This window comes from Micromonospora sp. R311 (genome assembly GCF_056780015.1).
In genome coordinates this window covers 1-12,873 of the sequence record NZ_JBSWCE010000050.1, presented here as the reverse complement: position 1 = coordinate 12,873, position 12,873 = coordinate 1, and the positions used below count along the sequence as shown (strand labels likewise).

At 64.0% G+C, this 12,873-nt stretch carries 10 protein-coding genes and 1 pseudogene; 8 read left to right on the top strand and 3 right to left on the bottom strand.

The genetic code is table 11. The annotated features are described in order from the left end of the window. Nucleotides 1-19 precede the first annotated feature (19 nt). The 7 genes from AC1WTP_RS30680 to AC1WTP_RS30650 all read left to right on the top strand — a co-directional run bounded on the left by AC1WTP_RS30680 (nt 20) and on the right by AC1WTP_RS30650 (nt 7,866). Nucleotides 20-250 (top strand): acyl carrier protein, encoded by a 231-nt coding sequence (locus AC1WTP_RS30680; protein WP_481652721.1) that lies wholly within the window; start codon nt 20-22, stop codon nt 248-250. Further along, nucleotides 247-1,314: a histidinol-phosphate transaminase gene (gene hisC / locus AC1WTP_RS30675; RefSeq protein ID WP_481652720.1), complete on the top strand. Its 1,068-nt coding sequence runs from the start codon at nt 247-249 to the stop codon at nt 1,312-1,314. Before AC1WTP_RS30680 ends, hisC begins: the two co-directional genes overlap by 4 nt. Before the next feature lie 36 nt (nt 1,315-1,350). Beyond that, nucleotides 1,351-2,268, top strand: a complete 918-nt coding sequence (locus AC1WTP_RS30670) for an LnmK family bifunctional acyltransferase/decarboxylase (protein WP_481652719.1) — start codon at nt 1,351-1,353, stop codon at nt 2,266-2,268. A gap of 143 nt (nt 2,269-2,411) precedes the next feature. Further along, a complete protein-coding gene (locus AC1WTP_RS30665; protein WP_481652718.1) occupies nt 2,412-3,734 on the top strand; it encodes a trans-sulfuration enzyme family protein in 1,323 nt (440 codons plus the stop codon). Beyond that, nucleotides 3,731-4,813 carry an OsmC family protein gene (locus tag AC1WTP_RS30660; protein WP_481652717.1) on the top strand — a complete coding sequence of 361 codons (1,083 nt, stop codon included), beginning with the start codon at nt 3,731-3,733 and terminating at the stop codon, nt 4,811-4,813. The genes AC1WTP_RS30665 and AC1WTP_RS30660 overlap by 4 nt, the downstream gene beginning before the upstream one ends. A gap of 503 nt (nt 4,814-5,316) precedes the next feature. Further along, the gene (locus AC1WTP_RS30655) at nt 5,317-6,585 is read left to right on the top strand and encodes a lysine N(6)-hydroxylase/L-ornithine N(5)-oxygenase family protein (RefSeq protein ID WP_481652716.1); all 1,269 of its coding nucleotides are present in this window, start codon (nt 5,317-5,319) and stop codon (nt 6,583-6,585) included. A 12-nt stretch (nt 6,586-6,597) separates the two neighbouring features. Continuing rightward, complete coding sequence (locus tag AC1WTP_RS30650) at nt 6,598-7,866, top strand: MFS transporter (protein WP_481652715.1); 1,269 nt, start codon at nt 6,598-6,600, stop codon at nt 7,864-7,866. A 192-nt stretch (nt 7,867-8,058) separates the two neighbouring features. On the opposite strand, the pseudogene AC1WTP_RS30645 reads toward AC1WTP_RS30650, so the two are convergent. From AC1WTP_RS30645 to AC1WTP_RS30635, 3 genes and pseudogenes are all read right to left on the bottom strand, one after another. Next, a pseudogene (locus AC1WTP_RS30645) lies at nt 8,059-8,910 on the bottom strand (IS701 family transposase); the annotation flags it as partial. A gap of 42 nt (nt 8,911-8,952) precedes the next feature. Next, nucleotides 8,953-10,041 (bottom strand): HEAT repeat domain-containing protein, encoded by a 1,089-nt coding sequence (locus AC1WTP_RS30640; protein ID WP_481652714.1) that lies wholly within the window; start codon nt 10,039-10,041, stop codon nt 8,953-8,955. Nucleotides 10,042-11,092: 1,051 nt separating this feature from the next. Next, entirely contained in the window at nt 11,093-11,383 is a 291-nt protein-coding gene (locus tag AC1WTP_RS30635; protein WP_363713983.1) for a hypothetical protein, read from the bottom strand. 486 nt (nt 11,384-11,869) lie between these two features. Here AC1WTP_RS30635 and AC1WTP_RS30630 point away from each other — a divergent pair, with 486 nt between their 5' ends. Further along, nucleotides 11,870-12,508, top strand: a complete 639-nt coding sequence (locus AC1WTP_RS30630; RefSeq protein ID WP_481652713.1) for a suppressor of fused domain protein — start codon at nt 11,870-11,872, stop codon at nt 12,506-12,508. Nucleotides 12,509-12,873: the final 365 nt, after the last annotated feature.

Sequence of the window (12,873 nt, the reverse complement as noted above, 5' to 3'; positions counted from 1 at the left end):
GCGACGGAAGGGCCCGGAAATGACATGGGACTTGCTGAAAGAAGCGCTCGTCCAGGATCTTCAGCTCCAAGCCGAATGCCTGGTGCCGGCGGCTAGCCTGGCGGACATCGGCCTAGATTCCCTCGCCGCAGTAGAGCTAGCGGAGACGCTGGGCAGCAAGTACGGCGTTCATGTCTTCGACTACGAGATCCTGGACGCCGGGAACCTGGCCGGTCTCGCACAGCTGGTCGTGGACCGGGGAGAGCCGTGAACGAGCCCTGGTTACGCCCGGTCCTCGCCGAGTTGCCGAGCTACCGGCCCGCTGCGGGCCTGTACTCGGCTGCCATCCCGGTTCCGTTGTCGGCGAACGAATCCCCGCACGAGCCGCTACCCGGTGTTTCCGGGGCGATCGTGCAGGCAGCGAGCTCCGTGAACCGCTATCCCGATCCAGCTTGCCGGCAGCTAACTCATGCGCTCGCCAGAGCGAGGGGGGTCGCCCCTGACAACATCCTCGTTGGTGCCGGGTCGGTGGCGTTGCTGCAAGGACTGTTCCAGGCGATCGCCGAACCGGGCGCGGAGGTAATCTACGGCTGGCCGTCCTTCGAGCTTTACCCGAGCCTGGCGGCACTTGCCGGAGTCCACTCGATTTGCGTGCCGCTGGAGGACGATGCCTTCGACCTGCACGCGATGGCCGCCAGCATCACCAGCCGTACTCGCATGCTGCTCATCTGCAGTCCGAACAACCCGACAGGCACGGTGCTCAGGGCGGAGTCACTACGCAAGTTCCTGGGCCAAGTGCCATCGCACTGTCTGGTGGTTCTCGATGAAGCCTACCGCGAGTACGTGCGGGACCCTGAAGCCGCCGACGGTCTCGACCTCGTGCAGGGTCATCCCAACCTCGTTGTGTTACGCACCTTCTCCAAGGCCTACGGGCTCGCTGGCCTCCGGGTCGGGTATCTGATTGGCGCTGGCAGTTTGGTTTCTCGCCTACGCAAGGCTCTTACGGTCTATGCGGTCAGCACAGTCGCCCAGGCCGCTGCCACGGCATCTCTCGGCATGGAAAGCCAACTACTGGACCGGGTATCCGAAATCGTCGGCGAGAGGGATCGCATACGCCACGAGTTGGTTGCCCGAAACTACCGACTACCGGCTAGTCAGGCCAATTTCCTCTGGCTTCCGCTTGGGAAGTCGGCCGCTGACTTCGAACTGCGGTGTCGGCGTGAGCGGATTGCCGTCCGGTTGTTTCCGGACGCCGGGGTTCGCGTAACAGTCGGCACGCGGCAGGAGAACGACGCCTTTATCGCCGCTGCGGAGTGCTGGCACACGGGGGGTTAGATGAGAATTCGAGCGGAGATCGGCGAAAATGTCTGGATGTCGGACGAGAGCTCGCTCTCGAGGCGCGTTACTGTAACTCCGGGAATGTGCGGCGGGGGGTCTCTTCTCTTTGCCCGTATCGGTGACTGGACTTGGGACGCGGTGAGTGCCGCCTGCCGTACTAAGGTGCATGGCGCGCGCAACCAGCAGGGTGAGCCCGCGTATCTGTCCTTCTACTATTTCCGCATCCGAGGTGGCGCGGCTGTCCAGCCGCACGCTCTCGCATTTGGCGATGAATTGCAGGTTACCTCCCGCGTCTTCGATTTCGGCAGCCGTTCGACCCTCACTCTCCACCGACTGGCTCCGGCCGACCTCGAACTCCCGGATGTCTCGCTCCAGCCTGCCGAGTTCTACGTGCAGCCTCACCCATCCTGCCTGTATGCCGAAACCTTCAACCGATGGGTGTCCAGAACTCTCTCCGGTAGCAACAGCAGTTTAGCCGAAACATCCCCGCCGGATTTCGCGCACGAGCACCTGCCGCGGCTGCCCAACTGGTACTCGCCCCGTAGCATGGTGGGCCGCGCCCGGCAGGCAGCCACCTTCTACCCGGGGGGGCCTGAGGGGTACGTCTTGGCAGGCCCGGCGCTGACCCTAACCTATGAGCTGGATCCAGTGCGAGACTTAAACGGGGCCGGCCTGATCTATTTCGCCGCCTTTTTTTCCATTTTCGACACGGCGCTATTGGCGCTGTGGCGGGCGGCGGGACGTAATGATGCGGAATTTGTTCGGCGTCGCATATTCGATCAGCGAGTCGGGTTCTTCGGTAATGCGGATATCGGTTCGGTGTTCACGATAACCGCACAGCGGTGGTGTGGACTCGGGGACGACAAGGGCGAGATCGCTGACCTGCAGTTGAGAGATGCACGGACCGGGCGCCTAATTTCGGTCGCAAGTATCCACCTCAACCTGCCGTAGCCGTCGGTTTGCAAGGGACTTGAGTGACGAAGGGCCGCTGGTGTGACCTAGGTCACGCCTGGCCGACGCGGTTTGTCATGGGTTATCATGAATCCTTGCTCGGGCTGCTTGTCTGAGTCTTTTGACAGGTTACGGGAGAGTCGATGTCTCTGGACCGGCGTACCGCTATAGGGTTCGACGAGGGGCGAGCGCAGGATGCTGATATTCGGTGGTTCAACGACCTCAAGCGCCGGCGAAGTACAGGTCCGGTATCTCCGCAGCATCGCGTTCTTCCTCGATCGCTTGCCCCGGAGACGCTTGCGGTTCATGCGGGCACCTACGAGGACCCGGTCACGGGAAGCGTAGGCACGCCGATCTTCCAGACGAGCACCTTTCTCTTGGACGACGGGAGCTACAGCGCTTTCTCGGACGGATCTTTGCGCGATGTTCCTATTTACACCCGTTACGGCAACCCTTCACAATGGTCTGTGCAGGAAAAAATCGCAGCGTTGGAGGGAGGGCAGAGTGCCCTGGTTACCTCCTCCGGCATGAGCGCCATAGCCAGCACAATTTACGGGTTGACCAATTCGGGCAGCCACATCATCTCGGCGTACGATATTTACGGCGGCACATACAACCTGCTACGCGAGGACATGCCATCGGCGGGGCGAGAGGTCACCTTCGTCGATACGACGGACGTGGCGGCGATCTCCGCAGCGGTGCGTCCGGAGACGCAGCTGATCCTCGTCGAGTCGCTCACCAACCCGCTGTTGAAGGTCCCACCGATCAAGACCATCGCGGAGGTTGCCAAGCGGGCCAACGCCCTGCTGGTGGTCGACAACACCTTCCTCAGCCCAATCAACATGAGGCCGCTCGAGCTAGGCGCCGACATTGTCGTGCACAGTGCCACGAAGTACCTCAGTGGGCACAGCGACCTCACGGCCGGGGCCGTTGTCGGCCGCCGTAAGTTCCTCGACCGGGTGTGGGCGCAAGCACTGCGCTTCGGCGGAACACTGGAACCACTTTCCTGTTTCCTGCTCGAGCGAGGTCTAAAGACCCTGGCCCTGCGGGTGCGGGCGCAGAATGCAAGCGCGTGCGGGATAGCTCGTTTCCTCGCCGCCCATCCCGCTGTTCTGGACGTCTGCCATCCCTCCCTAGGCGGCGAGAGATACGAGAACATCGAGCACGACGCCTATCGCGGATATGGTGGCATGGTGAGTTTCCAAGTCGAGGGCGGCGACGAGGGAGCGCTGGCCTTCATGGGCCGACTAACGATTCCTTACGTCGCGACAAGTCTCGGCGGAGTTGAGTCACTAATTAGCATGCCCGGCAATACGTCGCATAGCTCTCTAACTGCCCGGCAAAAGTCGCTCATAGGCATCAATCCTGGTTTCTTGCGGCTGTCCGTCGGCATCGAGCACGTCGACGACCTCATCGCAGACTTGGATCGAGCGCTCACCATGCGAGGCGGGGAAGGCGTCCTGTGAAAAACAGCTTCAATATCGCCGGCTTCAGCGAGGTGCTGCATGAGATCCGACACGATCCCGCAGAGGCAGGCTTCTCCTATTCGACGATCGCGCGGTTCGTCCCAGGACGGGGCGTGGCCGCCCGCACGCGGCCCGCGCTTCTCGGCACGGTGAAGGCAACCCGCAACTTTCTACTCGCCGTGTCTGAGACTGGCACTTCGGAGGCAGAAGAGCCGGGACCACTCGACCTCGCCCTTACCGGGATCGCCGCTTGCTCCCTCACCACCCTGGTGGGCGGAGGCAGCGCGAGGGGCATGACGTTCGATGCCGCGGAGATGCGGATCGAGTATGGTGGCACTGACGATTCCACGAGATCGGGGCAGGGGGCAGTGCGCTGCCACTTCGATGTCTCCGGGGATCATGATCCTGAAGCGGTGTCAGCCCTGGTCGAGCACGTTCGGCAGAGCAGCCCAAACCTGCAAACCCTGATCAAGGACATCCCTTTGACCGTGGGCTGTACGGACGGTGCCGGCGAGACTATCGAGGCCATGCCGCAGGAGTACGGGGTGCCCGAACGGCTCCGGCATGGAGTCGGGCGCAACGTGCGTTGGATCAGCGGGACCCAGTTCGAGTCGCATCCCCTTGCGGACGGCGGCGGACCGATCCTCCGGGTCGACCAGCCCAAACAGATCACCGGGGTCGACTGGGGGCCAAATCCCCAGGAATACCTGTTGATGGGCTTGGCCGCCGACTTGGCGCTGCAGCTGGGCCGATCGGCGCTGCAGGTGATGGGAAAGCCGCTCACGTGGGAGGTCGTGACGGAAGCGTACGAGGACGTCCGGGGCCTTTTGAACGCCGAGCCCGACGCGATTGTCCATCTGCAAGACGTTGCTTGCACAGTTTCCCTAGCCGGGCGCGATGCCGGCAAGCCGGTCCCCGCGGACCTTGTGCGGGACGCGCTGGCTAAATCTCATGTGCGTGACATCATCTGCCGTACCCAGCCCATCGCGGTTTCTGTGTGGGCCGAGAGGCAGAGTGAGACGCTGAACGGCCATCGCCCGCTTTTGCGTGGGCGGCGGGGCAACGCGGCAACGCCATGAAAGGTGTGCGTTCGGTGTCTGTCCTGGCGGTCGGGGCGTGCCCGGCCAATCTCATTTCCGTGGTGCTCGTCGCGCCGATCAGCGAGCTCTTTCGTCGCATTCTTCGAAACCAGGAAGAGCATCAGGTAGCGTCCGGGACTGCTGTGGACCCGTTTCACGGCTCCAGGCCAGCGGCCTCTAGGTCCTAGTGGATCCGCGCAGCGGGTTAGCTTCGTGCATTTCCTACATGAACACGGCATCTTCATCGGCACCTCGTGGCGCACGAAGCCTTCAGTCGCGCTACCCACAATATGGCAATACCCTTTCTGCAATCCCCGGAACTGGATGATCAAGCAACCTCAAGCTGGGGAGACCTCGTTGCGCCCGACCGACTCGCTCAACATCCACCGAGTGAGAGCATCGCCGTACGGTCCTGCCCGGCCGACCATGTGCCGCGCAAACCTGCATACCTTTTTGATCTCGGCAGAATGAGTTTCTCAGTGACGGGACCCACCACAGTGGACGTGCTCGCCATCGGAGCCGGGCCGGCCAACCTTAGCTTGGCGGCCCTTGCGGCTCCCGTAATCGGCCTCTCCGTCACCCTCGTCGAGGCGCGAGAATCTGCGGCATGGCATCCGGGTATCCTGTGGAGCAATTCTCGGCTGCAGGTGAGCGGCGTGAAGGATCTGGTAAGCCTCGTCGATCCCCGAAGCCGCTTCAGCTTCCTAAACTTCCTTCATGAACAGGGCCGCCTATACCGGCACCTAATAGCCAGCGAAAACTATGTCAGTCGGAAGGAGTTCGACCAGTACCTGACCTGGGCAGCCGATCTACTCGACGTGAAGTTCGGCACAAAGGTTGTGGCCGTCGATCACGACGATGGTTGCTTTCGCGTGTCCACGAGCCGCGGCACATTCGCCTCATCTCATCTGGTTCTCGGCGTCGGCCAGGATCCCTACATTCCGCCCTGTGTCAACGGAATCGCCGATCCCAGAATTTGGCACTCCTCGGAGCACATCAGTAGCGGACTGTCGTTGCTCGGGAAGAAGGTCCTGCTGGTCGGCGGGGGGCAGAGCGCCGCAGAGATTGCTCTCGACATCCTTTCGGGACGCACCGGGCTGCCGCGTCAACTCACCTGGGTAGCCGGTCGGGGGTTCTCGCCGCTGGATGATTCAGCCTTCAGTAATGAGTGGTTCCACCCGCGCTTCGTGCATTACTTTCTTGAGCTTTCGGACGCACAACGCTCGTCGCTGCTTGATAGTCAACGCGCTGCTTCGAATGGAATCACTCGAGATCTTTTAGCGGCGATATACCGCCGCCTCTACGAGATCGACTATCTCGACTCCATTCGCTGCCAGCACCGATTGCTCGCCGGCGTGAGTCTAACGAGCCTCGCCGAAGCTGACGGCGGGTTCGTGTGCGGCCTGCGAGATGAGCTCACTATGTCGGAACGTGAGATTCATAGCGAGGTGATCATTCTCGCGACGGGTTACCGGCAGCAAATTCCAGCGTTCCTGGATCCGATTCGCGAACGTATGCAAATCAAGGAAGGTGAGTTCTATGTCGATAAAGACTACCGCATACCCTGGGATGGCCCCGATGGGAACCGCATCTATATCCAGAATGGTGCGCGGAAAAGTCATGGTGTGGCGGATCCAAATTTGAGTCTTGCGGCATGGCGAAGCGCCACGATTTTGAACAGCCTTTTTGATGAGAAGCTTTATAACCTAAAAGAGGAAGGCATGGCGACTAGCTTCCTCCAATCCTTTGACGAACAAACGCCGCAAAGTTGAGGAGCCATGGCAGTGCATCGAAACAAGCGTACTGCTTCCATCTTTGTAGGGGGCCAAGCTGTTTCGCTGGTTGGTGATGGCATCGCCAACGTGACCGTTCCACTTCTGGTCTTGGAGTTGACCCACAACCCGGTGGTCGCAGGGCTCGCCGCTGCCCCTCGTGCCATCGGCTACGCCATGGTGGGGCTCATCGGCGGAGTCATAGTCGACCGGGCGGATCCCTGGCGCGTCCTGCTTGGAGCGGACCTTGTGCGGACCGGCTGCTTCATAGCGTTGTTTCTGCTTGCGATGCTTGACAGCGTGGCCGCGATCCTCGTGGTGGCGTTCGCAGCAGGAGCGGCCAGCGTCCTCTTCCAGCTGGCGCTCGCGGTTGCGGTACGGGACGCATTCCCCGATCGCCTGCAAAGTGCGAACGCGACGCTCGAATCGGCTAATCAAGTCGGCTTGGTGGCTGGACCGGGCATTGCCGGTCTGCTGGCCGCCGCTGGCCTGCTGCAGATTGGACTTCTTGCCCAGGCGGCCACGTTCGCTGTGTCGGTTGCCACGCTGGGCCTGATCCTCAAACACGTTCCTCGATTCGCTCGGCCGGCGGCACCCCGCAATTGGCGGACACTTCGCTCCGAGCTGATCGCAGGTATCCGCTATACAACGACGACGCCACCGCTGTCCACGTTGCTGTGGATGGTGGCGATCGTGAATCTGGTGCTGGGCGTCGACTCGCTTATCGTTTACCTGCTCAAAGTCGACGCTCACCTGCAGCCGGGCCAGGTGGGTCTGGTCGTCGCGGCCGGCGGACTGGGCGGCATCGCCGGTGCGGTGGTGTCCCGCTGGATCCAGCGTATCGGGCCGGTGCGTACTCTGGTTATGGGTGTCGTCGTCTTCGCCGTACTTCTGGCGGCACTGGGTAGCGCCGACGCGGTTGTGCCCGCTGCAGCGGCCGTTTTCGGTATGAATATGAGCGTTGTGGTGACCAGTGTGACGTTCCGAACGCTCCGGCAGGTGATTGCGCCACGGGAGCTACTCGGGCGTGTGACGAGCGCGATGCGGACGGTCGCCTACTTGGTCACTGCGCTCGGCATCGTAATGGCCGGTGCAGCGACTGAGTGGGCAGGCGGTACCGCCCGGCCGGTGTTTTTGTTGGCCGCGGCGGTAGCGGTGGCGGCTGTGCTGATTTGCTGGCGTTTCGGCCTGCGGCAGCACACCAACATCGGTTGGGAAGGCCCCGCTGAGCAGCCCGAGCGGTACGAGGGTTCCAAAGAGGATGTACGAGATGGTGCCTGAGGCGGTGGGAGGCACTTGGCTGAGTCGTTGTCTTCGCTGGTAGTGGCTCGTTTTGGCGCGGAACTGGTGGCGGCGTCGCCACCATGACCATCGATTGATGTGGTCGCGGGTTCGTCTACGGGTGATCAGGTGTGCAAGGAGACGTCGAGTCTCGGCGAGGCTGAGTGGGACGAGTCCGGCTCGGTCGGTGGTGCCCCCTTTGCGCCCGAGTGGCCTGACGGCGAGGAAGGCGTGCGCGCACATAGCGAGGGTTATGTGGCGGTACCAGGCGTCGTAGCGGCGCACCTGGTAGTCGTCCAGGCCGACCTGTCCCTTGGCGGTCTGGAAGCACTCTTCGATGGCCCACCGGGTGCCGGCCACGCGGATGAGTTCCTCGTCGTTGGTGTCGGCCGGTCCGTAGCACAGGTAGTAGGCGTGCTCGGTCGGGTCGGTGATCGACCGGCGGATGAGCAGCCAGCGGGTGGATCCGTGGTCGGCGGTGCCGGTGTCGGGCAGGGTGGCCACGGCCCAGTCGAACAGGCGGGGTCCCTTGGCGCCGTCGCCGCAGCTGCGCCGTTTCCAGGCGGGGGCCGGGGCCGTGGCGGCTAGTTCGTCGGCGCGGGCGCTGCCGCCGTCGGTCGGGATCTTCTGGTTGCAGGCCACGGCCAGGACGTAGCCCATGCGGCGGCCCTGCAGCCAGAGCCGGAACTTGCTGTCCTTGCCGTAGGCCTCGTCGGCGGTCGCCCACCGGGCCGGCAATCCCGCGTCCAGTGCGCGGCGCAGCATCTGCAACCCCAGGGCCGGCTTGGTCGCGAACCGCACCTTCGCCGGTACTGCGGCTTCGGTCCGCCGGACGGCATCGGCGCACCAGCCTTGCGGCAGATAAAGCTCCCGGTCGACCAAGGTGCGCCCGTGCGCGGACGCATACGCCAGGAACACCCCGAGCTGGCAGTTCTCGGTCCGCCCGGCGGTCCCGGAGTATTGGCGTTGGACGCCGGCGGACTTGGTTCCCTTCTTCAGGGACCCTGTCTCATCGATGATCAGAACGGCGTGGGTGTCGCCGAGGTGCGGCCATCCTGCAATCCGCAGTCCAGCCAACCCGCCGTGTTACCCGTCCAGGCCAGCGTAAGCGCGTAGCGCCTCGTGAGTCGTCGGCAGGCCGTGTTGGCGGAGCGGGCCTTGAGGCCCCGAAGAGCCGAACACGTGCGGGTTGTCGATGAGCCAGGCGACCGCCGCCCGCTGCGTCGCCGTCAGTTCCTCGAAGCCGCGGCCGTGATCCGATTCCATCTGCGGAAACGCGTACTCCAGCACCACGTTGAAATGGTTGTGCCAGTTCGACGTGGGTTGCTCGGCGAGCACCGCCGCAACGAGGTCCGACCGCACCTCCTCGGCCACCGGCGCGGCGACGGCGTCGAGCACTTCGAGTGCCACGTAGCTGGGGCTCGCTCCCCAGATTGTCTGCCCGGTGTCCTGGTGGCGAATGGCCGCCCATCCGCGCAGCTCGGCGATTGCCGCCTCCGGCACCTCTTCACCGGCCAGCTGCGCCCATGCCACAGCAGCCGCCCATCTCAAGTCGGGATCTGTACCTGCGAGGTTCCTGTCGAGCAGGTCCGCTACAGGCTGTGTCAACGCACCGCCGACCAGTCCTAACGCGATCAGCGCCGCTCCCACTATCTGCGCCGGGCGCTGGTCGTCGGAGGCGATTTCGAGCAGGCGGGGGCGGATCGAGGTCATCTCCTCGGAAAACCAGGCCAAGGCATGGATCGCCTCCCCGACCACCTCGGCGTCTGGGTCAGCCAGGCATGTCAACAGCAGCGGGACGCCGGCCCGGACGGCATCGTACGCGGCGAGCGCGTGTCGGGCCTCGAACAGGCGCCGCTCGGGCTTGGTGAGCGGAAGCGGTTGCCTCTGCCCTGTGCTGACGACCTCGTACCAGTCCTTCATCGCTTGCGACCAGCGGCGCCAGGTCTCCTCGGGGACTTGGGCCACGTCGTCGCGGATTTCGGCGATGGGGAAGCCGCTGGCGGGTATGTCGTAAGGCGTGTAGCCGACAGCGAGGCAGGAGAGCAGCTGAATGACTTCGTGCCGGTCGGGCGTGGCGGGGTCGGCCAGCAGCTCCAGCAGGAACGGGACCGCGTATGCGCTGGCCTCGTAGCGGCTGCCCTGGTGGTAAATGTTGCCGTACAGCTCGTACATTGCCGCGCTACGGACCTCGGCGTCGGATGACCGCAGATCACGAATGAGGCCAGGCCCACTTTCCGTGATCCGGATTGACCCTGTCAGGCCAGCAGGACCAACCTGCTGCGACAGGACAGCGGCGAAGGTCTCTCACCTCCACTCGATCAATCAGCCTCACGGCGCACGTGCCACAGGTGCCACCGGTCGGCGACCTGAACGACGTGCTGGCGGGTGCATCGCCATGGAGGCTGCGGCGATGGTGGCCCGGCCGGTTCGAGCGGCCGGGCGGTCGACCACTACCGGACCCGTACTTGGGGTGCCGACGGGGGCATCGCCTGGTCTGGTGGGCCTGGCTGCTCCGTGGCTGCTCGGATGTCGGGGAACTCACGCGGACGTGCCCGGATGAGGCCGGATTCAGTTCCCCGCAGGCGCGGCCCCGGCGCATCCATTAGCGCGAATGCCATCCAGGACCTGCGTGGACGCTGCCGGATGGGGTAGGCGTAAGCCGGACGCCGCCGGACTCCGTGACTCTCTGCAAGATCATCTGACTACGGATCAGAAGGTTAGGGGTTCGAGTCCCTTCGGGCGCGCAAGATCATAAGGGCCTGACCTGCGGGAACGCGGGTCAGGCCCTTGGCTTGTCTGTCCCTTGTGGACGTGTGGCTGCTCGGTGGCTGCTCGTCCGACGACCGTCCCCTACGTGCCGCCATGTCCTGGAGAGTTCCAGGTGGGTCCGGCTGGGTATGAGCAGCGGTAACGCCGTGAGCGGTCGAATTGACAGACGAAGGCCGACTACGAGTGTTCCGTGGGGCGGGTCGGTCGCGAATTGCCATGACCAAATGGAGAAGGCGCGTGGCTGCTGCGAGTGCTCGTGCCGCGTGGTCGCCCGTGCGCTGGGGTCAGCTGCGGCTTCCGGGTTGTCGTCGACGAACGCCGCCAGGTGCTCACGCAGGGCCGGCAGGATCGCCGCCGGCACCGACACCGCACGCCGACCAGCAGGCGACTTCGGCGGACCCAGAACCATCCCGAGACGGGATGGCAGGCAGTTGTGGTCTGCTCGCAGCCCGCTCTACGTCAGATCAAGTACTGGGATGGGCGGTGGCAACTCAGGATATTCGCCCAGGCCGTAGCGGAGACGGTGATTCAGATTATTGATCGCCTGCCGGAAGGCCCGCTCGCTGGCCTCAGGATCGAGAAGGCCCTCCCGAGCGAATCGGTGGCGGAGTCTCTCGGTCAGGTGCTCGGGCACGTCGCCGTCCCCCATCAACGAGCCTTCGAGCACCGCCAGGACGCCGATGAGCACGGCGAGGTCGCGGCTGAACACCGGGTTCGGTGCCACCTGGTCTGATGCGTCATCCACTGCCCGATACTGCGTCTTCCCAGATGTCGAGGCAAGCACCCGGCGTCCCGACAGGTGCTGTACAGCCAGCAGTACAGCCAAGCCCACCGGCGGACATAGTCGGGAGACGACGACAGCCGACCCGGCGAGCAGGTCAGCGGCAGTCACCGACACGTGCCGACAGCAGTCTTGATCTTTGCAAAGCAGTGGTTGGGTCGGGCCATCCACGGGCCACAAGGCGGTGTCACCCGAGGGCAAACCAGGCCACTGGCGGCCCGGCCGACCAGGCGACACGCGGTGCCAGGGCCGATCTTGTCCAATTCCCAAGCTGACAGTGCGGGTTCGATTCCCGTCACGCGCTCCAACGTGAAGGCCCTGATCAGGACACCAGTCCCGGCCAGGGCCTTCGATGTGCCGCGGGCCACCAGCGCCCGATGGGCATCCACGGCCCACTACGGGCCATCAGTTCGCGGGTGCTCGCGCCCGTCCGCGCACCTGGAGCCCAGCATGCACGACACGGTGGTGAAGCATCGGCCTGTGCCGGTCGGCGTAGAGTGCCCAGCCATGGCCGCTCCTCCTGTCCTGCGAGACATCTTCAACGCTTATCAAAAGCAGCTGGGCGAGGAGGACGATGGCTTCCTCTTCGAAGACGAGCAGGGACCGATCAGCCGGCTGGATGTGCTCGTGTATCGGCCCAAGTCCGCGACGGACATGACCTCTTTCGCCACGATCGGCATGGCGGCGAAAGAAATGCCGGCGGTGCCCGGACCGGGTGGAGGTGGCCGCGCCGAGCTCCACCTCCGGCGGCGCGGGCCGCTAACCCGTTCTGAAGAGCACGCGATCGCTGTCCGGTTGGCCGACCTTGCGGTGCACCCGTTCGTAACAGGAATGCAACTGAACTGGGGACACATGATCGGTTTCCAGGGGGACTTCCCGACCTTTCCCGGATGTCGCGCGGTCTTCCTTGCCGGGCCGTTGAGCGCCGACGGGCTGGACTATGTCCCCACCAGCGCGGGCGCTGTCCGAGTCATCAACGTCGTGCCGATTACGGACACGGAACGTGAGCGAGGAAAAACCTTGCCGCCCGTCGACTTCGCCCGATCACTTCTGGAGCGTGCCGACATCTTCGCCGAGCGCCCGCAGTAGCTGGATTCAGCCGCCAGCACTGCCGAATTGGCCTCTTAAGGATCAAGGCGGCCCGCAAGCGGGCCGCGCCGGCCGCGCTCGGCCTGATGGCGGCGCAAGCGCCGGCATCGGCCGGCGCGCCGGCCACGCTGGGCGGACTGCAAGAACTGTTTGCCCTCCAGTGGGGATCTTCGACAGAGATGGATGAAGTCCGCCCGGATGGTGCGGTAGTCGGTGGTTGCGCAGGTCGCTGTCCCGCCCCGGGTTTGATGGAGACATCGAAACCTGGGAGGAACACCAGCGATGCCTGCACCGAAGAAGTACAACGATGAGCTGCGTGAGCGTGCGACTCGATTGGCGGTCGAGGCCCGTCGGGATCCGGTGTC

Coding starts and splice junctions, on each gene's coding strand:
- AC1WTP_RS30665 (WP_481652718.1), top strand. CDS start 2,412: ATGTCTCTGGACCGGCGTACCGCTATAGGGTTCGACGAGGGGCGAGCG.
- AC1WTP_RS30640 (WP_481652714.1), bottom strand. CDS start 10,041: ATGTACGAGCTGTACGGCAACATTTACCACCAGGGCAGCCGCTACGAG.
- AC1WTP_RS30630 (WP_481652713.1), top strand. CDS start 11,870: ATGCACGACACGGTGGTGAAGCATCGGCCTGTGCCGGTCGGCGTAGAG.
- AC1WTP_RS30670 (WP_481652719.1), top strand. CDS start 1,351: ATGTCGGACGAGAGCTCGCTCTCGAGGCGCGTTACTGTAACTCCGGGA.
- AC1WTP_RS30680 (WP_481652721.1), top strand. CDS start 20: ATGACATGGGACTTGCTGAAAGAAGCGCTCGTCCAGGATCTTCAGCTC.